Origin of the sequence: Pseudomonas syringae pv. tagetis, from assembly GCF_022557255.1 — a bacterium.
GTDB lineage: Bacteria > Pseudomonadota > Gammaproteobacteria > Pseudomonadales > Pseudomonadaceae > Aquipseudomonas > Aquipseudomonas caricapapayae.
In genome coordinates this window covers 4565607-4588469 of the sequence record NZ_CP092923.1, presented here as the reverse complement: position 1 = coordinate 4588469, position 22863 = coordinate 4565607, and the positions used below count along the sequence as shown (strand labels likewise).

At 60.3% G+C, this 22863-nt stretch carries 20 protein-coding genes and 1 riboswitch; of the genes, 6 read left to right on the top strand and 14 right to left on the bottom strand.

Features of this window, described 5'->3' with window-relative positions; all coding sequences use genetic code 11:
* Positions 1-42 precede the first annotated feature (42 nt).
* From atzF to MME58_RS20340, 7 genes are all read right to left on the bottom strand, one after another.
* Positions 43-1857 (bottom strand): allophanate hydrolase, encoded by a 1815-nt coding sequence (atzF, locus tag MME58_RS20370; protein ID WP_055007084.1) that lies wholly within the window; start codon positions 1855-1857, stop codon positions 43-45.
* On the bottom strand, positions 1854-5558 hold the full coding sequence (gene uca, locus MME58_RS20365; protein WP_055007085.1) for an urea carboxylase: 3705 nt from the start codon (positions 5556-5558) through the stop codon (positions 1854-1856). Before uca ends, atzF begins: the two co-directional genes overlap by 4 nt.
* Positions 5559-5667: 109 nt before the next feature.
* The gene (locus MME58_RS20360; protein ID WP_055007086.1) at positions 5668-6285 is read right to left on the bottom strand and encodes an urea amidolyase associated protein UAAP2; all 618 of its coding nucleotides are present in this window, start codon (positions 6283-6285) and stop codon (positions 5668-5670) included.
* 11 nt (positions 6286-6296) lie between these two features.
* A complete protein-coding gene (locus tag MME58_RS20355; RefSeq protein WP_055007087.1) occupies positions 6297-7022 on the bottom strand; it encodes an urea amidolyase associated protein UAAP1 in 726 nt (241 codons plus the stop codon).
* Entirely contained in the window at positions 7019-7801 is a 783-nt protein-coding gene (locus MME58_RS20350; RefSeq protein ID WP_054984262.1) for an ABC transporter ATP-binding protein, read from the bottom strand. The genes MME58_RS20355 and MME58_RS20350 overlap by 4 nt, the downstream gene beginning before the upstream one ends.
* The gene (locus MME58_RS20345; protein ID WP_055007088.1) at positions 7798-8613 is read right to left on the bottom strand and encodes an ABC transporter permease; all 816 of its coding nucleotides are present in this window, start codon (positions 8611-8613) and stop codon (positions 7798-7800) included. The genes MME58_RS20350 and MME58_RS20345 overlap by 4 nt, the downstream gene beginning before the upstream one ends.
* A gap of 27 nt (positions 8614-8640) precedes the next feature.
* Positions 8641-9708, bottom strand: coding sequence for a putative urea ABC transporter substrate-binding protein (locus tag MME58_RS20340; protein ID WP_055007089.1), 1068 nt, complete (start codon positions 9706-9708; stop codon positions 8641-8643).
* Positions 9709-9772: 64 nt separating this feature from the next.
* A riboswitch (guanidine-I (ykkC/yxkD leader) is annotated at positions 9773-9875 on the bottom strand.
* A gap of 479 nt (positions 9876-10354) precedes the next feature.
* Here MME58_RS20340 and MME58_RS20335 point away from each other — a divergent pair.
* Both MME58_RS20335 and ung read left to right on the top strand, forming a co-directional pair.
* The gene (locus MME58_RS20335) at positions 10355-10744 is read left to right on the top strand and encodes a hypothetical protein (protein ID WP_162491483.1); all 390 of its coding nucleotides are present in this window, start codon (positions 10355-10357) and stop codon (positions 10742-10744) included.
* A gap of 193 nt (positions 10745-10937) precedes the next feature.
* The gene (gene ung / locus MME58_RS20330; RefSeq protein WP_055007090.1) at positions 10938-11630 is read left to right on the top strand and encodes a uracil-DNA glycosylase; all 693 of its coding nucleotides are present in this window, start codon (positions 10938-10940) and stop codon (positions 11628-11630) included.
* Positions 11631-11639: 9 nt separating this feature from the next.
* On the opposite strand, the gene MME58_RS20325 is transcribed toward ung, so the two are convergent.
* The 4 genes from MME58_RS20325 to MME58_RS20310 form a co-directional block, all read right to left on the bottom strand.
* Positions 11640-12674, bottom strand: coding sequence for an AbrB family transcriptional regulator (locus tag MME58_RS20325; RefSeq protein WP_054984258.1), 1035 nt, complete (start codon positions 12672-12674; stop codon positions 11640-11642).
* Complete coding sequence (locus MME58_RS20320) at positions 12667-14181, bottom strand: tripartite tricarboxylate transporter permease (RefSeq protein ID WP_055007091.1); 1515 nt, start codon at positions 14179-14181, stop codon at positions 12667-12669. Before MME58_RS20320 ends, MME58_RS20325 begins: the two co-directional genes overlap by 8 nt.
* A 1-nt stretch (position 14182) precedes the next feature.
* A complete protein-coding gene (locus tag MME58_RS20315) occupies positions 14183-14641 on the bottom strand; it encodes a tripartite tricarboxylate transporter TctB family protein (protein ID WP_054984256.1) in 459 nt (152 codons plus the stop codon).
* A gap of 62 nt (positions 14642-14703) precedes the next feature.
* Entirely contained in the window at positions 14704-15681 is a 978-nt protein-coding gene (locus MME58_RS20310) for a Bug family tripartite tricarboxylate transporter substrate binding protein (RefSeq protein WP_054984255.1), read from the bottom strand.
* Positions 15682-16161: 480 nt separating this feature from the next.
* Between MME58_RS20310 and MME58_RS20305 the strand changes: the two genes are divergently transcribed.
* Positions 16162-16833, top strand: a complete 672-nt coding sequence (locus MME58_RS20305; protein WP_054984285.1) for a response regulator — start codon at positions 16162-16164, stop codon at positions 16831-16833.
* On the top strand, positions 16826-18208 hold the full coding sequence (locus MME58_RS20300) for a sensor histidine kinase (protein ID WP_054984254.1): 1383 nt from the start codon (positions 16826-16828) through the stop codon (positions 18206-18208). The genes MME58_RS20305 and MME58_RS20300 overlap by 8 nt, the downstream gene beginning before the upstream one ends.
* Positions 18209-18216: 8 nt before the next feature.
* Here the strand turns inward: MME58_RS20300 and MME58_RS20295 are convergent, their stop codons facing one another.
* Both MME58_RS20295 and ygfZ read right to left on the bottom strand, forming a co-directional pair.
* Entirely contained in the window at positions 18217-19038 is an 822-nt protein-coding gene (locus tag MME58_RS20295; RefSeq protein WP_054984253.1) for an HDOD domain-containing protein, read from the bottom strand.
* Positions 19039-19152: 114 nt separating this feature from the next.
* Positions 19153-20094, bottom strand: coding sequence for a CAF17-like 4Fe-4S cluster assembly/insertion protein YgfZ (gene ygfZ / locus MME58_RS20290; protein ID WP_055006420.1), 942 nt, complete (start codon positions 20092-20094; stop codon positions 19153-19155).
* Between the two features lie 153 nt (positions 20095-20247).
* Between ygfZ and MME58_RS20285 the strand changes: the two genes are divergently transcribed.
* Entirely contained in the window at positions 20248-20502 is a 255-nt protein-coding gene (locus MME58_RS20285; RefSeq protein WP_003378499.1) for an FAD assembly factor SdhE, read from the top strand.
* Positions 20486-20950: a protein YgfX gene (locus MME58_RS20280; RefSeq protein WP_055006418.1), complete on the top strand. Its 465-nt coding sequence runs from the start codon at positions 20486-20488 to the stop codon at positions 20948-20950. The genes MME58_RS20285 and MME58_RS20280 overlap by 17 nt, the downstream gene beginning before the upstream one ends.
* Here the strand turns inward: MME58_RS20280 and nadB are convergent.
* Complete coding sequence (gene nadB, locus MME58_RS20275) at positions 20919-22535, bottom strand: L-aspartate oxidase (protein WP_055006417.1); 1617 nt, start codon at positions 22533-22535, stop codon at positions 20919-20921. The genes MME58_RS20280 and nadB overlap by 32 nt on opposite strands.
* Between the last annotated feature and the right edge of the window lie 328 nt (positions 22536-22863).

Here is a 22863-nt window from a genome sequence, read left to right as displayed (position 1 = left end):
GTGTCAAACACGGCGGCACGCCTGGGCACGCCGCGTGTTCGCTTACAGCTGCTGCAAATGAGCACGCCAGCCACCGAGATGGCTGATATCGACAGCCCCCTCCAGGCCGTAGGCTTCGCAGATAAAACCGGTCTCCCAACGGCCATCGGCCAGTTGCACTTTACCGAGGCCCAGCGGTGCCGGAATACCGGTCAGAAACGACCCCAGCTCGCCACTGGGCAACTCCCAGACCTCCACTTCAATGGCTACACCCCGTTCGGCAACCCGCACCATGCCCGGGCGAAACGGCGGCCCACCGGCCAGCGCATACAGCCGATAGTCGGCCGAGCTTTGCGTGGTCTCCAGCAGACGCGCACCGCGTTGCCTCAGTTGCCAATTCAATGCCAGCCCGTCCAGATGCGCGCCACACACCACCAGTTGTGCCTTATCGTTACGTGCGACGCTCTGTGGCACGGACCATTCAGGTATTTCTCCGCCAATCAGGGGCAGCGCGGTTTGCCGTTGAAAAGCATCGGCCAGGCTGAGCAGATACTGGTCGGTGAACGCCCGTCCGAATAGCGTCACGCCCCACGGCAGGCCGTTGCCCATGAAAGCGCTTGGCACGGCGATGGCGGCGTAGTCGAGCAGGTTGACGAAATTCGTGTAATAACCCAGCTCAGAATTACGCAGCACTGGCTCGGCAATCAGTTCTGCCGAGGTGACCGGGCGACCGATGCTGGGTGTTACTACGCAATCCAGCCCTTCAAGCTCCCGGTCGCAAATCGCCTTGAGCGCTTGCAGGCGGTATTGCGCACGAAATGTATCGACTCCGCTGACGCTGGGGGCCTTGGCCAGTACATCGCGAATCACCGGCAATACCGCCTCCGGACGGTCTTCCATCAACTGCCCTGCCACGCTATAGCGCTCGGCCACCCAAGGACCCTCATACAACAGGCGAGCAGCTTCAAGAAACGGTGACAGGTCCACTGTGACCGCTTCGCCGCCTAGCGCGGTGAGGTGGTCGATAGCAGCGCTGAACAGTTTCGGCCCCTCGGTACAGCCAAAGAATTGCAGATTTTCAGCGCGTGGTACGCCGAAGCGAAACGGGCGAGGGGCACCAAACGCCGAAGCGTCGTTCCACTGGGGGTTGCGCCGGCTGTATTCATCGCGCGGATCAAGCGTGGCGACCAGCCCCAGTAACTGGCTGGCTTCCCTCGCCGTGGCAGTGAAGATCGAGACGCAGTCCTGCGTACGGCAGGCTGGCACGACACCTGCGGTAGAAATCAGCCCCTTGCTGGCTTTCGTTCCCACCAGGTTGTTCAGCGCTGCGGGTACACGCCCCGAGCCCGCCGTGTCGGTGCCCAGCGAGAAGCTGCTGAGCCCCAGCGCAACGGCCAGAGACGAACCAGCGCTTGAACCACCCGACGGATACTCCTTCAATACGCTGTTGGGGCAGGCACCATAGGGCGAACGGCTGCCATTCAGGCCGGTGGCGAACTGGTCCAGATTGGTCTTGCCCATGGGCACTGCGCCCAGTGCAATCAGTTGTTCGACGATGGTCGCCGAGCACTCTGGCGTGTAAGCGTAATCCGGGCAGGCGGCCGTGGTTGGAATGGCAGCCAGATCAATGTTGTCCTTGATCGCGAAGGGCACGCCGTAGAGTGGCAGGCTCTGAGCATCGCGATCCTCCAGTGCGGTCAGATAGGGCTCCAGTTCGTCCGTGCCGAGCAGGTGGATGAACGCGTGATAATCCGTGTTGAGCCGTTCGGCTTTTTCCCGCAACGCCAGAATCAGCTGGCGTGGTGAAATCCGGCCGGACTGGTACGCGGTGCGCAGCGTGTCCAGGCGCAGGTCATTGGGCAGTGCTGTGTCGTTCATGACGGGATTCCATTGACAGTGAAAAGGTGATCGATTCCTTCAGTCGCCAGCACTACGACCCGTTGCCCTGCGCGTATTGCCGATCCGGGTTGCACCCTGACCTCCTGCACCACACCGGCGACCGGGGCAAGGAGGGGGATTTCCATTTTCATGGACTCCAGAATCACCAGCACGTCGCCCGCATCCACGCGCTCGCCCGGTTGCACCCGAACCTGCCAGAGGTTGCCGGCAATGTGGCTGTCGATGCCCTGATGACCGGCCTGCAAGGGCTGTTCTTCGGTGTTCGGGGCAGCCCCCTCATCGCTCTGGAAGTCGGCCTGACCATTGGCGTTCCAGCGCTCTCGCTCGGCGTTGAACGCTGATTGCTGACGGGTTCGGAATGCCGTGATGCCGTCGGCTTCGCGGGTCAGAAAGGCCTGGTAGTCGGCCATGTTCAAGGTGCTGTGTTCGATGTTCAGGTCGAAGCGACCCAGCGGAAAATCGCGACGGATACGCAGCAGTTCGTCGGCGCTGACCGGGTAGAAACGGATCTGGTCGAAAAAACGCAGCAGCCACGGTTTGCCCTCGAAGGCAGCGACGTCGCGGTAGCGGTTCCACATCTGCAGGGTACGGCCGACGAACTGATAGCCACCGGGGCCTTCCATGCCATACACGCACATGTAGGCACCGCCGATGCCGACCGAATTCTCGGCGGTCCAGGTGCGCGCCGGGTTGTACTTGGTGGTCACCAGCCGATGGCGCGGGTCCAGCGGCGTGGCAACCGGTGCGCCGAGGTATACATCGCCAAGGCCCATGACCAGATAGCTGGCGTCGAATACTGTGCGTTGCACTTCGTCGAGGTTGGGCAGGTCGTTGATACGGCGGATGAACTCCAGGTTACTCGGGCACCACGGTGCATCCTTGCGCACGGTAGTCATGTATTTCTCGATGGCCAGCTGGCAGGCCGGATCGTCCCAGGACAACGGCAGATGGACAATACGCGACGCCACTTGCAGGTCTTTCGCTGCGCACACCACGCCCCATTCTCCGGCGACGATGTCGAGCAGTTGCCGAAGCGGCAGTTGCTCGGGACGGTAGTGAACCTGTAGGGAGCGAATACCCGGCGTCAGGTCAATCACGCCCGCCAGTGCCTTAGCCTCTAGCGCGAGCATCAAGGCATGGCCGCGCAGACGCAGCACCAGATCCAGCTCTGGTGCCCCGATTTCCAGCAGCAGATGGGTATCACCGGACAGACGTGCAACCAGACGTTTATCGTCCTGACCGATATCAAGGATGATCGGAGTGTGCAGATCCCCTATGCGAACGGGCGTCGGGGTCGGCGCATTAGCGGCATTTCCTGCGTTCGGACTGACGCCTTCGCGAACAAGTTCGCTGCCAAGGGCATCAGTGTTTTGCATAGTTTGCGGGAACACTGCGGCCATTGCCGCATGGCACGCCTCGACGCTCACCGGCGTGAACCGTACCTTGTCGCCAGCCTTCAATTGCCCCAACTGCCACAGGTCTGCCTCGATGATGGTCACCGGGCACACGAATCCGCCCAGGCTCGGGCCGTCCGGCCCGAGGATCACAGGCATGTCGCCAGTAAAATCCACTGCGCCGACCGCATAGGGATTGTCGTGAATATTGGACGGGTGCAGACCTGCCTCGCCCCCGTCGGCGCGGACCCATTCGGGTTTCGGGCCGATCAGGCGCACGCCGGTACGGCTGGAGTTGAAATGGACTTCCCAGTCAGTCGCGAAAAACCTCTCGATGTACGCTTCAGTGAAGTATTCCGGGGCCGCATGGGGGCCATAAATGACCCTCATCTGGCGGACGTCGGTCAGCGTTTCAAGTGCTTCGTCGGCAATCCGCTGGCCTGCACTGCGATCCATCAAGGGCGCGATGTGCAACACATCGCCAGCCCGCAGCGCGCGGCCGCCATGCCCGCCGAACTGGCCGAGGGTAAAGGTGCTTTTGCTGCCCAGATAGTCCGGCACGTCGAGCCCGCCGCGCACGCACAGGTAACTGCGTACACCGGCGCCGGCAATAGTGCCCAATGCGAGGGTCGAACCCGCGCGTACCAGCAGGGCGGTATTCATGGCAGCGGGTTCAGCGTCGACCGTGATCGGAATCTGCGCACCGGTTACTGCGACCACCGCGTCGGTATTGAAGCGCAGCAGTGGGCCGCTCATGGTGATTTCCAGCGCGGCGCATCCTTCGGGGTTGCCCAGCAGGCTATTGCCTTGACGTAACGCGCGGCTGTCCATCGGCCCTGACGGCGGTACACCGACTGCCCAGTAACCCAGCCGCCCCGGATAATCCTGAACGCTGGTCTGCGTTCCGCCAGTCAACACTTCGAACGTATCAGTCTGGTACACCAGATCTTCCAGGCAGCGCGTCCATGGCTGGCCGCTGGCGAACGGGGTGTCGGCGATGATCTGCCGCAGATAGCCTCGATTGGTTTCCACCCCGTACAGGCGCGTTTGATCGAGTGCACCGATCAGCCCGGCGCTGGCGTGCTCGCGGGTTGGTGCCCAACTGATCAGCTTGGCGATCATCGGGTCGAAGTACGGCGGTATCTCACAACCGGCTTCGACCCAGGTGTCGATGCGCAGTGCGCGGCCATCGGCAGGAGGGAAAGTCACAGCGGTCAGCAAACCAGGGCAGGGCTGGAAGTCGCGGCCCGGATCCTCAGCGTACAGCCGCGCCTGAATGGCATGGCCGACCGGTTTGAGGCCAACCTGCAACTGAGCAAGCGGGGGCAGATCACCGGCAGCCAGTTGCACCATCCAGCTGACCAGATCCACGCCCCACACCTGTTCGGTCACGCCGTGTTCGACCTGCAGGCGCGTATTCACTTCCAGAAAGTAGAAGCGCTGATCCTCACTGTCGAAGACGAACTCGACAGTCCCGGCGCTACGATAATTCACCGCTTTGGCGAGTTTGATAGCCGCCGCGCACAGCTCATCGGCCATACCGTCCGGCAGGTTGGGGGCCGGGGTTTCTTCCAGCACCTTCTGATTGCGCCGCTGTACCGAACAGTCACGCACGCCCAGTGCCAGCACTTCGCCCTGACCGTCGCCGAACACCTGCACTTCCAGATGCCGGGCGCGCTGGATGTATTTCTCGATGAACACGCCCGCATCGCTGAAATTGTTCCGACCGAGACGTTTTACCGCCTCGAACGAGTCGGCCAGCTCTTCAGCGCTGCGGCACACACGCATGCCAATGCCACCGCCACCCGCAGTGCTCTTGAGCATGACCGGATAGCCGATGGTACGAGCTGCCAGGAGGGCTGATTCCAGGCTGTCGAGCAATTCGGTGCCTTCCAGCATGGGCACGCCCTGTTGCCTGGCCAGCGCTCGGGCAGTGTGTTTGAGACCGAATACGCGCAGTTGCTCGGGCGTCGGGCCGACGAAGGCGATGCCGACGTCTTCACAAGCCTGGGCAAACGCTGCGTTTTCGGAGAGAAAGCCGTAACCTGGATGAATGGCTTTGGCACCGCTGGCTTTGGCGATGGCGAGGATCTTGTTCACCGCCAGATAAGTCTCGGCTGCGCCGCCTTCACCCAGGCTGTGAGCTTCATCGGCTTGCATCAGGTGCAGGCTGGCAGCATCGGCTTCGGAATATACCGCCACACCTTTCACCTGCAGGGTGCGCAGGGTCCGCAGGATGCGGCAGGCAATGGCGCCACGATTGGCGATCAGCAGTTTGTCGAACATGGCATAACCCCGGAAACCCAGGCGCGCTCGGTTTCGTGATGGGAAGCGGGCCGTCCCGCTGTTTATCTGTCTACGCAACGGTCGTCCGTTGCTGAGGGCGGGTGCCGGGTCAGTCGCGAATCAGCAATTGCGCAGGCGTCGGGTTGTAGCCGTTGCACGGGTTGTTGAGCTGCGGGCAATTGGAGATCAGCACGATCACGTCCATTTCGGCACGCAGTTCAACGTACTTGCCGGGGGCGGAAATGCCGTCTTCGAAGGTCAGGCCGCCCTCTGCGGTCACGGGCACGTTCATGAAGAAATTGATGTTCGGACCGATATCGGTCTTGGTCAGACGGCCGTCATGCAGGCAGGCGCGCAGGTAATTGTCGCGGCAGCTGTGCATGTAGCGTTTTTCCAGGGCGTAGCGCACGGTGTTGCTCTCTTGCGCGCACGCGCCACCCAATGTGTCGTGATGTCCGCAAGTGTCATCGACAATGGTCAGCATGGGGCGGCCCAGATTGGAAAACAGCACGCTGCCAGTGGTCAGGTACACGCTGTTCTGGCGGCGCAAGGTGCGTTGTACGTCATAGCGTTCGCGCGGGTTGTCCAGGCTGAAAAACAGCGTGTCGACCGCCTGATTGCCTTCCAGATCAAGGATGCGCACGGTCTGCCCGGCCTTGACCTCGGCCAGAAACGGTTCGCCTGCCGGAATGGTCGCGTCGCAGCAAGAGTGGGTATCGGTATTCATGACTGGGCTCCTCAGGCGAACAGGCGGTCGGTATTGATGAATCCGCGCTCGTTTTCCGGGCGCGAGGTGCGGCAGTGTTCGGCAATGCTGGCGTCGGCTTTCATCCAGCCGAGTTTCAGCGGTTGCGGTGCGTAGTGCGGGTTGGGGTCCATCGGGTGTTGCAAGGCAGTCAGCACCACCAGCGTGTCCATCGGTGCATAGAGTTCGATGTAATCACCGGCTTTCGAATTGTTCGGGACGAAGTGCAGTGCGCCGGTTTCATCGACGTCGACGCGGCTGAACAGGTTGAGTGTCATCAGCAGGTCGGACAGCCCCAGTCCCCATTTGCCCAGCTCGACCAGCAAGTTGTCGACGCCGTTGCGAAAGAAGCCGTTGCGTAGCTCCTGGTAGCGACCCTGACCGTATTTGTCGGCGACTTCCTGAGCGTTAAGCACGCCACCGATGCTATCGCTCCAGCCGCAGGTGTCGGTGACAATGGCCGCCAATACGCGGCCCATGTCCGAATACAGGCAATGGCCGTTGCTCAATCTGGCGGTGTGCTGGCATTTGAGGCTGTCCGGCAGGTTCAGGCGTTCGGTTTTTTCGCCGGCATTGAGTAGCGTCAGGCTGACGTTGGCGTTGCCGTGCAGGTCGGTCAGGCGCAGCAGTTCACCCCGTTTGAGGATGAACGAGTGATGGCCGCCACCGGGCAGCAGTTCTTCGGCGAACACCGGGTACAGCGTGGTTGAATCAGTCATTGAACGGGCTCCTCTGAGGCGTTGAGCAGCGAATCGATGGCGGCGCGCTCGGCGCGGCGTTCGCTGTTGAGGGGGATGTCGTAAGTGATGCGCGCGCCATACGCACCGGGCGCATGCGGGTCGTGGCGCACCTTGTCGAAGACCAGCAGACGGGTGCCGAGGTTGAAGCCTTCGGACAGGTCGTGGGTGACCATGAACACGGTCAGCTTCGTTTCGCGCCACAGGTCCAGCAGCAAGTGATGCATGTCCTTGCGGATGCCGGGGTCGAGCGCGCCGAACGGCTCGTCCAGCAGCAGGACGCGGGGCTTCATGATCAGTGCCTGAGCAATCGCCAGGCGCTGCTGCATACCGCCCGACAGTTGTGTCGGGTACTTGTCCAGGGCGTGGCTCAGACCGACTTTGTCCAGCAGTTGCGCGGCCTGCTCCCGGGCCTGGTTTTTGCTCTGACCGAACAGACGGCCTATCCACCGTGAGCGGGGCAGCTCCAGGCCCAGCGCCACGTTGTCGAGCACCGACAGGTGCGCAAAGACGGAATAGCGCTGAAACACCACGCCACGGCTGGCGTCCGGCTCATTGCGCAGAGCCGTACCGTCCAGCGTGATGAGACCGCGACGCGGGGTTTCTTGGCCCAGTAACAAGCGCAGAAAGGTCGATTTGCCACAACCCGATGCGCCGACCAGCGTGCAGAACTCGCCTTCGGCCACTTCCAGATTCAGGCCCTCAAGCACCACTTGGTCGTCGTACTGTTGCCAGACATTGCGCACACAGATAAAGCTCATGTTCGCGCTCCTTCGTACCAGGGAAAGGCGCGTCGGGTCAGGGCTTTAAGGCTCCAGTCCATCAGCCAGGCGAGCAGGGTGATCCACACTACATACGGCAGAATCACGTCCATCGCCAGATAACGCCGAACCAGAAAGATCCGGTAACCCAGGCCGTCAGTCGAGGCGATGGCTTCGGCCGCTATCAGGAACAGCCATGCCGAACCCAGCACCAGCCGCAGGGCGATCAGCAGGCGCGGCAGCAGCTGCGGCAGGACTACCCGCAGGATCAGCGTCCATGTCGTGGCACCGAGTGTCTGCGCTTTGATCAGCAGTTCGACCGGGATTTCATGGGCGCGCTGTTCCAGGTCGCGGGTCAGAATCGGTGTGATACCAATCACGATCAGCATCACTTTCGACAGCTCGCCCAGCCCGAAGACGATGAACAGAATGGGCAGAATCGCCAGCGGCGGCACCATCGACATGACCGTCAGCAAGGGTGACAACGGTGCACCGAGCAGCGGCAGGATGCCCGCCGCAATACCCAGACACAGGCCCAGTAGCGCGCTGACCCCCAGGCCGATTGCCAGACGTTGCAGGCTCGATGCCGTGTCCTGCCAGAGCAGATAATCACCGCTGCGAGTGTCGGCAGTGAACGCCATGCGTTTGACCGCATCGGCCATCTGCATGGCGCTGGGCAGCAGTTTGTCGGTAGGGTTCTCCGCGAGCCGGGTAGCCGAGCCCATGAAATAGGCGAACAGCAACAGGGCGAACGGCAGGATCACCAGAATCAGGCGACCGGCACGGTCCGGATGGCGGTTTATCAAACGCATGGCAATGACCTTTTTGCGGAACGTGATTTACAGCTTGCCGTCGACGGCCATCTGCACGTAGCTGGGGTCAAAGTGCAACTTGATGTTGGCTTTGTCGCCAAGGTTCACGCCATTGGCGAACGACATGCCGACTGCGTTGGCATCACGTGCGCCTTCACCAAGCAGGCCATGAGCGAACGAGAAGTCGGCGACCTTGCGCTGAGTGTCCGGCAGCTGTTTGCCGGTCGCGAACTCAAGCGCTTCCTTTGGTGTGGCGAACAGTTTTGTGGTGTCCAGCTGTGCCTGAAAACCAGCCAGATCGGTGCCCGACGCCTTGGCCATGTGCTCCAGCGCTGCTTTGCTCTGGGCGTTTTTGGCGTTCATCAGCGCAACCACTTCAAACCAGGCACCGGTCAGCGCTTTGCCCAGCGCCGGATTGTCCTTCAGGGTCTGGGTATTGACGACCATCATGTCCATGATCTCGCCGGGAATCTGACTGGAATTGAACACTTCGGTCACGCCAGGTTTGGCTTTGATGTCCGACAGCATCGGGTTCCAGGTGGTGACCGCCTGCACATCGTCGGTGTTGAAGGCGGCCGAGATGTCGGCATCCGAGGTGTTGACGACCTTGAGGTCTTTTTCGCTGAGTTTGACGCTGTCCAGCGCACGCGCCAGCAGGTAGTGGGATACCGATAGCTCGACCAGATTGACGTCCATGCCTTTGAGGTCGGCGACTTTCTTGCCTTCGCCCTTGAGCACGATGCCGTCATTGCCGTTGGAGAAGTCACTGACGATCAGTGCTGTGCTTTCCACACCGCCTGCGGCCGGGATGGTCAGCGCGTCCATATTGGTCATGGTGCAGCCATCGAACTGGCCGGCGGTGTACTGGTTGATGGATTCGACGTAGTCGTTGAGCTGAGTGACATCGATCTTGATGCCGTACTTTTTCGCCCACTTGTCGACAATGCCCTGGCTGCCTGCGTATTCCCACGGCATCCAGCCTGCGTAGATGGTCCAGCAGACATTGAAGTGATCTTTTTGGGCGGCATTCGCCGAGAGGCTCAACGCAGCAAGCAGGCCTGCCGTGAGCAGACCGAAGAGACGAGACTTTTGCATGTTGAGAAATCTCCAGTAGTGGAAAAAAGGCGGCCAGGAGCAACGTGACACCACTGGTGTCCCTGTCTCCCGGGCTTTTGTCCCGCCGTGTAACCTCTACTGGAGGTCGCCAACTCTTGGACCAGCCACTTGCCTGTCGGCAAGCCGGAACCCTAGTCGGCTATTGCAAATTGTGGTGCCGCGAACCTGTGTTGACTCCTGCACACCTGTCATCAAGCGAGAGTTGTGCCAACTTGCCAGGACCTTTGTTTTTCAAGGCCTGCCCGAATGATCGGCGGCGGAGCACGCTGAAAGCTGCCTTGTGCTGGTGCGAGGGCGCACCGTGATGATGCGCGTATCCGTGAAATGTTTTGTAGCATGTTTGTAGCAAGTTGAAACACGCCTGCAAGCCTTGGTTTCAGAGCCTTTTGGGGCCATGTGATGACCAGTAACCCAGTGACCGCGCCCCTGTCCCAAGGCACTAGAATGCCTTTTCGGTGTCTGATTCTTCGTCCGCCAACCGCTTTGGCGGACGCCGACCAGCGTCGCTGGTTCGTGCCCAATAGCGGTCCAGGAGGCCGCCATGTATCGAAGACCCTTGCTTATCACGTTGCTGACCCTTTTCCTTGCTGGTTGCTACGCAGGTCCTGGTTACTACGAATCCGATGTGTACACGCAGCCGACAACTGTCGTCGGTGGCGCTTACGCGTATGACAATGGCTATCGCTCTACCTACTATCAGGAGCAGCGCATCTACGTCGCGCCTCAACCACGCTATTACACTCAACCCCGCTACTACGCCCCGGCACCGCGCTATTACGCGCCACCGCCCGTGCCGCGCTACTACCAGCCGGGACGCCCACCGGGCTATGGCTGGAGAAACGATGGCTTCGGCCGCAATGATGGCTTTCGCGGCAATGGCGGTTTCGGACGTAATGACGGCTTCCGCGGCGACCGGGGCAATCGTGGCTGGGATGACCACGGTGGGCGCGGCGGAAGAGATGGCCGTGATCATGGACGGGGCGGGCGCGGCGATGGTCGTGGCGGGCATCGCTAGCTGAAACCCGCGCGTTCACGAGCATGTCAACGCTGTGAACTGACTGCTGCAAACTGACTATGGTGCCGACGCTCCGCGTCGGCACGCCTTTCTGGACGCTCTACGCCCGATCTTGAAGCGCATAGCGCAACCGGCATTGACTTTGCCGTCCGGCTTTCCTAGTGTCCGCGCATTGTTTTTACCGGATGTAACCATGACTAGCGACGACCGCATCAAGCTTGAGCCCAGCTGGAAGGAAGCTCTGCGCGACGAATTCGAACAGCCTTACATGGCGCAGTTACGCGAGTTTCTGCGCCAGGAGCATGCCGCAGGCAAGCAAATCTATCCGCCGGGACCGCTGATTTTCAATGCGCTGAACTCAACGCCGCTGAATAACGTGAAAGTGGTGATTCTCGGTCAGGACCCCTATCACGGCCCGAATCAGGCTCACGGCCTGTGCTTCTCCGTGCAGCCCGGTGTGCCGACACCCCCGTCACTGGTCAACATCTATAAAGAGCTCAAGCGCGACCTGAATATCGATATTCCGAATCACGGTTGCCTGCAATCCTGGGCCGATCAGGGCGTACTGCTGCTTAATACCACGCTTACCGTCGAGCGCGCCAACGCAGCCTCTCATGCCGGAAAAGGCTGGCAGTATTTCACCGACCGGATCATTCAAGTGGTCAGCGAGCATCAACCGCATTTGGTGTTTTTGCTATGGGGCGCTCATGCGCAAAGCAAGCAGAAACTGGTCGATGCGACCAAGCATCTGGTGCTGACCTCTGTCCATCCGTCGCCGTTGTCAGCCTACAAAGGCTTTCTGGGCAACGGGCACTTCGGGCGGGCCAACAAGTACCTTGAGCAAAACGGCATCGCGCCGATCGATTGGCGTTTACCGCCTGTCTGACTGACGCGCTCAGTCAATGAGCCGCTTGTTCCAGCGCCGGTACAGCGGCTCGGCGAGAAACAGTACGAATAGAAGGCGCATCACCTGCATGGCCGTGACCAGCGGCACCGAAAGTTGCAGCACCTCTGCGGTCAGGCTCATCTCTGCAATACCTCCCGGCATCATGCCCAGTGTCAGCGAGCGAAGGTCCAGGTGGGTGAGGGCGCTCAATCCCAGCGCCGCGATTGCAGCGATCAGCATGGTCAGGGCGGTGCCCAACAGTGTACGCGCCAGAAACGAGGGCGCACGTCGAAAGAACTCCCGATTGAAATGGCAACCCAGCCCGCTGCCGATCAGCAACTGGCCAAGCTGACTGGCACCGTTTGGCAGTCCGATTTTCAAGTCCCAGACCACACTCACGACTGCACTGAGCAGAAGAGGGCCGAACAGCCAGGGGTTGGGTTGCTTGAGACGTTGCCACAGCCAGGCCAACGCTGCGCCGACTGGAAGCAGGAAGGCCAGCCAGCGCCAGTCGACCATTGTTGCATGCAGCGAAGGCGCACCTTCACCCAGCAGGTACTTGAAGATCGCCGGTACGCACAGCACCACGGCCAGCACCCGAAGGCTTTGTGCGGCAGCAACACTGCTGAGCGTCGCACCGTTACGTGCGCCCAGGTTGACCATTTCCCCGGAACCGCCGGGCATGCTCGAGAAGAATGCAGTGGGACGATCCTCTCCGGTACGCAGCATCAGCCATACGCCGACCAGGCACGACAGGCTGGTGATCAGCGCACCGAAGAAGATCAGTCCGAAATGCGTCAGCACTTGCTCGATAACCACCGGCGTGAAGTGCAGGCCGATGCCTGTGCCGATAATCAACTGGCCACATTTGCGCCCGCCGGGAATCTGCGCCAGTTGCCAGGGAGTCAGGCAACGCACCAGGATGATTGCCAGCAACGAGCCAACCATCCACGGCAACGGCCAGCCGACCTGGCTGGCGAGGTAGCCGCCCAGCAGGCCGACCAGTGGCGTTGCCCACCATTGGCGCAGAGACGAATCAGCCATGCGTTGCGGCAGCTTGCTGCTTCGTGCGCTTGCGCCAGATACGGATCAGCGGGAACAGCAGCATGAAAACGGTCACTACCCAGACCCCGAGGGTGATCGGACTGGCCCAGAGAATCCCCAGTTCGCCGTTGGAGATCGACAGGGCGCGACGCAGATTCTGTTCCATCAGACCGCCAAGGATGAAGCCGAGCAGGATCGGCGATAACGGAAAATCCAGCTTGCGCAGGATGTAACCGAAGATACCGATACCGACCATCAGGAACAGGTCGAATGTCGTGGCGTGTACTGCATACACGCCGATCCCGGTGATGATCGCAATCACCGGCACCAGCGCCCAGTTCGGCACGGCGAGGATGCGCGTGAAAATACGGATCATCGGGATGTTGAGGATCACCAGCATGATGTTGGCGATGAACAACGAAGCGATCAGGCCCCACACGATGTCCGGTTGCTGTTGAAACAGCATCGGACCGGGCGTGATGTTGTACAGCGACAACGCGCCGATCATTACTGCCGTGGTGCCCGAGCCGGGAACACCCAGCGTTAGCATGGGCACCAATGCGCCACAGGCCGTTGCACCGATGGCTGTCTCGGGCGCGGCCAGGCCGCGCATGTCGCCCTGGCCAAACTTGCCGCTAGGGCCGGCGATACGTTTTTCAGTCATGTAGGCGACCGCACTGGCCAGCGTCGCGCCTGCACCCGGCAGCACGCCGAGAATGAAACCCAGCAAGCCACAGCGAATATTCACCACGAAGACCGCCGCGGCTTCCTTGGCATTGAACATCATGCGCCCGGTGGCCTTGACCGCCTCCTGGCCGCGATGGGTCTTCTCCAGCAGCAAGAGGATTTCGCTGATCGAAAACAGACCCAGTACCAGCACCACGAATTGAATGCCGTCGGTGAGATGAATGTTATCGCCCGTGAAGCGGTACACCCCACTGTTGGCATCGATGCCAACCGCTGACAGGAACAGCCCGATCAGTGCCGCAATGAACGTCTTCAACGGCCTGTCTCCGGCCATGCCGCCCAGGCAGACAATGGCGAACACCATCAGTACGAAGTATTCCGCCGGGCCGAAGGCAATCGCCCATTTGGCGAGCAGGGGCGCGAACAGCACCATGCCGCAGGTGGCGATGAATGCACCGATGAACGAGCTCCACGCCGACAGCGACAGTGCAACCCCGGCCAGCCCCTTGCGGGCCATCGGGTAACCGTCCAGCGTGGTCATGACTGTGGACGCTTCGCCCGGGATGTTCAGCAGGATGGAACTGATGCGCCCGCCGTACTCACAGCCCAGGTACACGGCTGCCAGCAGAATCAGTGCCGATTCGGGCGGCAGGCCCAGCGCAAAAGCGATAGGGATCAGCAGCGCCACACCATTGATCGGCCCGAGCCCCGGCAGCAGGCCGACGACGGTGCCGATCAGTGTCCCGGACAGTGCAGTAATCAGGTTGTACGGGGTGAGGGCGACGCCGAAGCCCTGGCCCAGATAGCTGAAAGTATCCATGTCAGTTCTCCAGAACGCTGAGCAGGCCTAAAGGCAAGGGGACGTCCATGGCCTTGTCGAACAGCAGATAAAGGCCGACGCTCATCAGAGTCACCACCACAATGCCGGGCAGCCAGCGACCGCCATACAGGCGTGCCATGGGAATGCCGATCAGAATGCTGCTGAGGATGAAGCCGAGCGGTTCGAACAATCCTGCGAAGATCAGCAGCAGGACGATGCACGCGCCGATCTTGACCAGGGTTTCGCGGTCCAGCGCCGGTTCCTCTTCGGTATGGACGATGGGTGTAGGCCGAATCAGCAGGTACAGCAGGGCGACCCCCATCAGTCCAAGCATCAGCAGAGGGAAAGCGCGCGGGCCGACCGGTTCATAAGAGAAGGGCGCTTGATAGGGCCAGGCCATGAGGGCCAGACCAGTGCATGCCAGTAGCAGTGCGGCAGCGAAAATGCGTTGTATGACCATGAGAAGCTCCTGAATCGCGCCCGTTGTGCAGGCGCAACTGAAAGTCAGTCATTTGGGTTCAATTACTGAATCAGGCCGAATTCCTTGGCCATCAGTTTGTAGTCGGCGACCTGCTTCTTGACGTAGGTGTCCAGTTCCGCACCGGTCATGGCGAAGGGGAACAGCTCGCGCTGGTCGCGCAGTCTGGCGAAATCTTCGGACGCCAGGATCTTGTCGAACGAGGCTTTCCACCAGTTGTAGTCTTCGTCGCTGACCTTAGGCCCCAGGTAGAAGCCGCGCACCACAGGCCAGACGATGTCGTAGCCCTGTTCTCTGGCAGTGGGGATGTCTTTCATTTCAGGTTCGTCGATGCGCTTCTCGGCAAACACCGCGAGCAGGCGCATGTCGCCGCTCAGAATATGCGGCATCGAGTCGGAAATATCCGTGCTGCCGACCTGGATGTGGCCGCCGAGCAGGGCGGTGGCGATTTCACCGCCCCCTTCAAGCGCCACGTAGCGCAAGGCCCGCGGATTGATACCTGCGGCTTTGGCGATCAGTGCAGTCTGCATCCAGTCCTGGCTGCCTACGGTGCCGCCAGAGCCGATCACGACTTTGCTCGGGTCGGCCTTGAGCGCTTTGACCAGATCGTCGAGATTCTTGTATGGCGAGTCGCTTTTCACGGCGATGGCACCATAACTGGTGCCGACAGCGGCGAGCCAGCGCACGGCGTTTTCATCGAAACGGCCGAATTTGCCCTGTGCCAGATTGAGCAGCGAACCGCTTGACCAGGCGACCAGTGTGCCTGCATCGGCAGGACGCTGAGCCACGACTGCGTTATAGGCTACTGCGCCAACCCCCCCCGGCATATAGGTCACGCGCATGGGTGAGGTCAGAACCTTCTCGTTGATCAGTGCGCTTTGCACCAGCTTGCAGGTCAGGTCGAATCCGCCACCCGGCGACGCGGGCGCAATGCATTCCGGACGTTTTGGCTCGGCAAGCAACTGGCTGGCAAGCAGCATGCATCCGGCGGTGGCGGCTATCTGACGCAGGGGGAATTTCATGTTCAGTCTCCAGAGCTATTCTTGTTTTTGGTAGAGAGAAGCTGTTCAACTGAGGCTTTTTTTACGTGCACGACGAGCGTTGTTCGCCGACACACACGTGCCATCGGTACAGCGCTGTACGCTGATGTTTTGCAGGGAGGCGGAGCAGGGGTAAAGCTGGCGCTGAGCACTTCGCGATGGACTGTGCTCACTGAACTGGCAAGCCAGGGCTGGCGTAGACATGAGGTGACTCCGTTTGACGATTTATTGTTTTTATTTTTCAGACGCATCCAGGCGCCTGTTTCATACGTACCCTTCTGTCGGGTCGTTTAGCGATGCTAAATGACGAACCTTTCGCAAACCTTTCAGCTTCCTTTCACGTCGCGATCGGCACGTAGCAAATCGTTTATGGCCTTCACAGACGGCGGCCGGCCTGTAAACTCCATCGCCACAAGCATCGATACCCAGATCGATAACAACAGTGACAATCAGGAGACGGCGATGCGTGTTCTTCTCGTGGAAGATCATCTGCAATTGGCTGAAAGTGTCGCGCAGGCGCTCAAGGGCGCGGGCTTGACAGTTGATGTGCTGCATGACGGGGTGGCTGCCGACCTAGCGTTGAGCAGTGAAGAATATGCTGTCGCCATTCTCGATGTAGGGCTGCCACGCATGGACGGTTTTGAGGTGCTGGCGCGTTTACGAGCGCGCAGTAAGAACCTGCCGGTGCTGATGCTGACCGCACGCAGCGACGTCAAGGATCGGGTTCATGGCCTTAATCTGGGGGCCGACGACTACCTCGCCAAGCCTTTCGAGCTCTCCGAGCTGGAGGCCAGGGTCAAGGCCTTGCTGCGTCGCAGTGTGCTGGGCGGCGAGCGGCAGCAGCGCTGTGGCGTGCTGGCCTATGATCTGGACACGCGACGTTTCACGCTGGGCGAAGAGCTGCTGACTCTGACCTCTCGCGAACAGGCGGTGCTGGAAGCGCTTATCGCACGACCTGGCCGGGTGATGAGCAAGGAGCAACTGGCCGCGCAGGTGTTCGGGCTCGATGAAGAGGCCAGCCCTGACGCCATTGAAATTTACGTCCATCGTCTGCGCAAGAAGCTCGATGGGCATTCCGTGGCCATCGTGACCTTTCGAGGGTTGGGGTATCTGCTTGAAAGCCGCGATGATTAACGACAGCCTGCGTTGGCGGTTGTTGTGGAACCTGGCTTTGCTGCTAGTGGTGTTGATGCTGGCCAGCGGCATGAGCGCTTACTGGAATGGTCGCGAAGTGGCCGATACCGCCTATGACCGTACATTGCTGGCTTCAGCGCGGACCATTGCCGCTGGCCTGACCCAGCGTGATGGGACGTTGAGCGCCGACATTCCCTACGTGGCGCTGGACACCTTCGCCTACGACAGCGAAGGGCGAATCTATTACCAGGTCAACGACATTCATCAGAAGCTGATTTCCGGTTACGAAAATCTGCCTTCGCCACCACCGGGAACGTTGCGCACCGACGATTACCCTGCGTTGGCCAAGTTTTATAACGGCGTTTATCAAGGTCAGGATGTCCGTGTGGTGAGCCTGCTAAAGCCGGTGACTGACCCAGGCATGAATGGCACTGCCGAGATCCGCGTTGCCGAAACCCAGGAGGCGCGCAAGGGCATGGCGCGAAGCCTGATGGCTGACACATTGCTGCGCCTGGGCATGCTCGGCGGTGGCGCGTTGCTTCTGGTCTGGTTCACCGTGAGCGCTGCATTGCGACCGCTGGAACGGTTGCGTACGGCGGTCGAGGAACGTCAGCCGGACGATCTGCGCTCGCTGCCCATGGTTGAGGTGCAGCACGAATTGCGTCCGCTGGTCGGGGCGCTGAATCACTTCACCGAGCGGTTGCGCCTGCAGTTCGAGCGGCAGGCGCAGTTCATCGCCGACGCCGCCCATGAATTGCGCACGCCGCTCGCCGCGCTCAAGGCGCGGGTCGAGCTGGGCCTGCGCGAGCGCGATCCGCAACACTGGCGCAGTACGCTGGAGTCTGCGGCGCTTGGCACCGATCGGCTCACGCACCTGGCCAATCAGTTGTTATCACTGGCGCGGATTGAAAACGGTGCCCGGGCTATTGCCGAAGGCGGCGCACAACAGCTTGACCTCAGCCAACTGGCCAGAGAGCTGGGTATGGCCATGGCACCGCTGGCCCATTCTCGCGGCATCGCACTGGCGCTGGAGGCTGAGGAGCCGGTCTGGCTGCGTGGTGAGCCGACATTGCTGAACGAGTTACTGAGCAATCTGATCGACAATGCGCTGGCCCATACCTCTCCGGGCGGCAACGTCGTGTTGCGGGTCTATGCGCCGGGTGTGCTCGAAGTCGAGGATGATGGCCCCGGCATTCCGTCAGATGAGCGTGAGCGGGTTTTCGAGCGCTTCTACCGACGCAGTCAGCAGGGCAGTGGTGCCGGGCTCGGCCTGGCTATCGTTGGGGAAATCTGCCGTGCGCACCTGGCCAGAATCACATTGCACGATGGCGCCGAACGGGGGCTGAAAGTGCGGGTCAGCTTTGTCGCGACTTGATAATGAGCCTAGTAGAGCATGCTCTTGGCTTCGTCCATCTGAGCGCTCAGCATTCCTTCGGCTCTGGCAAGCCGCAACTGACCGTACGCAGGCAGGTCGACCATTTCCACAAGGCTGAAAGGGTGGTCGGTATTTCTGTGGATATGCACGGTGGCGATCTGTACCAGATCTGTGTAGTCCGGGCTTTTCGACACGCGCGAGAAGTTCTGGAACTGACCTGGTACGCAGGCCAGCGGCTCGGGAAAATCCCATGAGCGCAGCAAGCGTTCGCCGATGACCGGATGAATGCTGTCGATCACGTGGTTGAGGCTGATCGGATCGGACAGCAGCTCGTAATGGTCTTCTGCGTACGTCAGGATCGGCAGGATTCCGATCAGATGGATCAGGCCGGCAAGCGTGGCCTGATCGGGTTTGAGTGTGGTGTAGTGCTGGCAGAGCGTGTAACTGATGCCGGCTACCTGCAGGCTTTGTTTCCAGATATCACGCATCTTCTGCTCGATGACGGGAGACTTGGCGTGAAACATTTGCTCGACCACCAGGCCGATGGCCAGGTTGCAGGTGTAATTGACGCCCAGCCGCCGGATCGCGGTATTGACGTCGCTGACCTCAAAATTCGGACGCAGCAGAGGACTGTTCGCGACCTTTATCAGGCGTGCGGAAAGGGCTGTATCGCTACCGATGACCTTGCTCAGGGCCGAAATACTGATTTCGGTATCTTCGGCGGCAAGGCGAATTCTCAGTGCTACTTCCGGCAGGGTAGGCAGAAACAAGGCATCTCTGTCGATGGCCTTGATCAAGTTTCTCTGCACCTCGTCAGCCATCTTGCTCATGTTGCATCTCGCAGCCGTTGGGGGTGTCCAGAGTTTTCCGCGCGCTCTGCAGAGCGCCAGCATGTGCACTGGAACGCTCTAGAGACACTAGGAACCTGAATGTGTTCGTCTGGCTTAGCGCTGAGTTTCGAGTTTGCTGTCCAGTATGTAGGGCAGATCACTCATTTGCAGCGTCGCGCCTTCTGGCGAGCCAAGATTTATACGGCCGTCTTCTGCTGCATCGCCCTGCAGTACAGCGAGCAGTTCGACGCCCTGGCCGGAGTGCGCGGCGATGACCACATTGCCCACGGCGCTGGCATGTACGGGTGAAAACAATGCCGTTCCGGGCTCCGGGATCTCTTCGCTGCTCAGCGTCAGGCGGTAGAGCCTGCGCTTGAGTTTGCCAAGGTACTGCATTCGCGCAACGATTTCCTGGCCGGTGTAGCAACCCTTTTTAAAGCTTACGCCGCCGACCGCCTGCAGGTTGATCATCTGCGGGATGAACTCTTCGCGAGTGCTGCCGAACACCTGACCGATACCAACGCGTATCTGGCCCAGCAGCCAGTCATTCAGTGGGCCTTCACTCAGTTGCGATGCCAGATTTGATTTGATGCTGTCCGCGTTTTCAGAGCGCGCCCAGAGTTCGGCCCGGCCCGGCGAGACGCGAATAGCGATCATTTCACTGCCCCGTGCCACCGAGTCGGTTTCCTGCGCAAGCTCCAGGCCCAGACTGGCCAGAGCCCCATCACCGTCCTGCAGGCCGAAGCGCACCCAGTCTGCGCTTTCGTCAGTCAGTTTCGATTTGGAGAACACTGCGTATTTGCGCAGGTCCAGCAATTGCGTCTCGATCAGTTCGCTGGCCATCGCCAGCAGGCAGCCGTCGCCCTCGAAAACGATGCGAAAGCTCGACTGCATCCGGCCCTTTTGCGTGCAGCGTGCGCCGAGGCTGGACGTGTCTTCATTCAGATAATTGAGGTTGCACGTCAATTGACCCTGAAGAAACTTGCTGGCATCCACGCCGCGAACGGCGAGAACGCCCTCATGGGATAGCGTGCAGAAAAAAGCTGTGTGGGCCATGGTCATCGCAAATTGGGAAAAAAGTCCGGGGGCACATCATAGTGCCGAGTCGAGGTTATGCATACGGGGTACGTTAAAACTGCTGCGACCATTGCAAGATTCGCGTGCCCGGCTCGCGGCTGTATACTTGCGGCCTACTTTGAGGAGCGCTCCATGGTCGAAGACGTTGAACTCAACCGCCTTTACTGGCACAGCCGCCGCGGCATGCTTGAACTGGATGTGCTGCTGGTGCCGTTTGTCCGTGAGGTCTATCCGCATTTGAATGACGTGGATCGCGATCTGTACCGTCGTTTGCTCACCTGTGAAGATCAGGACATGTTCGGCTGGTTCATGCAGCGCGCCGAGTCCGAAGACGCTGAATTGCAGCGTATGGTTCGCATGATTCTGGACCGTGTCCAGCCCAAGTGATCGTTTCGAATGCCACTGGCAGGCCTCGCACCTGCTATTGGCACTGTATCTCGCTGTTCAGTTGCTGGCGCTTGTCGCACTGTTTTCGCTGGATATCTCTGGTTGGGTTGTAGCGCCCGGTGTGCTGGTCTGCGTTGCGCATGCTGCCTGGGTGTTGCCGCGCTCCATCCTGCTTAGCCATTCGGCAGCGTTCACCGCGCTGAAGCGCGATCCCCAAGGCTGGCAGCTATGGAATGAGCGTGATGGCTGGCAGCCTGTGCAGTTATGCCCGGACAGCCTTGCGTTACCCTGGGTGGTGATTCTGCGTTTTCGCCCGATCATCAACGGTAAACCAGCCTGGTCGAGAATGAGCTGCTGTATCCCGCTCGACGCGCTGACGCCGGATATTCACCGACGTCTGCGCGTGCGCCTGAAGTTCAGCCGGAATAGGTGGGCGGCACCAGAATAGTGTCCAGTGCTTCCGGCAACATGTCGGGATAGTCCAACGTGTAATGCAGGCCGCGACTTTCCTTGCGCTGCATGGCGGAGCAGATCATCAGCTCCGCCACCTGTGCCAGGTTGCGCAGCTCGATCAGGTCGCGGCTGACCTTGTAGTTGCTGTAGAACTCGTCGATCTCATCCAGCAACAGGCGCACGCGATGCTGAGCGCGCTGCAGACGTTTGTTGGTGCGCACAATGCCGACGTAGTCCCACATGAATCGCCGCAGTTCGTCCCAGTTGTGCGCGATGATCACATCCTCGTCCGAGTCAGTGACCTGGCTGGCGTCCCAGGCCGGAAGGTCCAGGGGCATCTGCACGTCAGCCAACTGCCTCTCGATGTCTGCCGCCGCCGAGCGGGCATAGACGAAGCACTCCAGCAATGAATTGCTGGCCATGCGATTGGCGCCATGCAGGCCTGTGAAACTGGTCTCGCCGATGGCGTACAGACCCGGTACGTCAGTATGGCCTTTGCTGTCGACCATCACGCCGCCGCAGGTGTAATGCGCCGCCGGAACCACCGGGATCGGCTCTCGGGTAATGTCGATGGAAAACTCCAGGCATCGCTCGTAGACCGTCGGAAAGTGCGCCCTGATGAAGGCTTCCGGTTTATGGCTGATGTCCAGATAGACGCAGTCGATACCCAGCCGCTTCATTTCGTGGTCTATCGCACGGGCAACGATGTCGCGAGGTGCCAGCTCCGCCCGTTCGTCGAATCGTTGCATGAAGCGCTCGCCATTGGGCAGCTTGAGGTAGGCGCCTTCGCCGCGGAGTGCTTCGGTGATCAGAAAGCTTTTGGCCTGGGGGTGATACAGGCAGGTCGGGTGAAACTGGTTGAATTCAAGGTTTGCCACTCTGCAACCGGAGCGCCAGGCCATGGCGATACCGTCGCCGCAGGCACCGTCAGGGTTGCTGGTGTACAGATAGACCTTGGCAGCACCGCCTGACGCGAGGATTGTGAAGCGCGCGCTGTAGGTGTCCACTTCGCCACTGGTGCGATTGAGCACATAAGCGCCGAGGCAGCGCTGGCCGTCCAGTCCGAGGCGTCGTTCGGTGATTAGGTCGATGGCGGCGCGCTGTTCGAGCAATTCGATGTTCGGCCGTTTGCTGGCCTGTTCCAGCAAGGTGCGGAAAATAGCTGCGCCGGTGGCATCGGCGGCGTGGATGATCCGCCGATGGCTGTGACCGCCTTCGCGCGTGAGGTGGAATTCAAAGCCGCTTTCATCGGTGTCGGCGGCGTCGCCCCGAGTAAACGGGACGCCTTGGTCGATCAGCCACTGAATCGCCTCACGACTGTGCTCGACAGTAAAGCGTACAGCCTCCTCGTTGCAGAGACCGCCGCCGGCATTCAGCGTGTCTTCAACATGAGATTGCACGGTGTCGGTGTCATCCAGCACCGCTGCCACGCCACCCTGGGCCCAGAATGTCGAGCCGTTGGCCAGATCCCCTTTGCTCAGAACCGCAATCCGCAGGTGCTCGGGAAGGGTCAGTGCCAGGCTCAGCCCGGCAGCGCCGCTGCCTATTACCAGTACGTCATGCTGAAAATGTTGACTCATCTGCGAATTCTGCCCTTGGCGACCACTAGTATAAGTATTGGGGTAACGGCACAATAGCCGCGCCTACATGGCAATGTGAGACCACGGCGGGTCTGGATTGTGCTCCAGTCCGGGATGTCATGCCTATTGTTTTCCCTGTTATCTGTTACTGGAAATGCTCCAGTGCACTGATTTCAGGGGACTTTGCGCAGTTTGCCGCTCACGCCTGTGATTGTGTCAATGGAACTTTTTGCTAAGAACCATGCTCAATAGCAGGTTGCCTACACAGGAACAGCGTCGTTTTCGCAGGCTTAGATAAGTGATCATCAACTGCGAAACTGGCGACAAG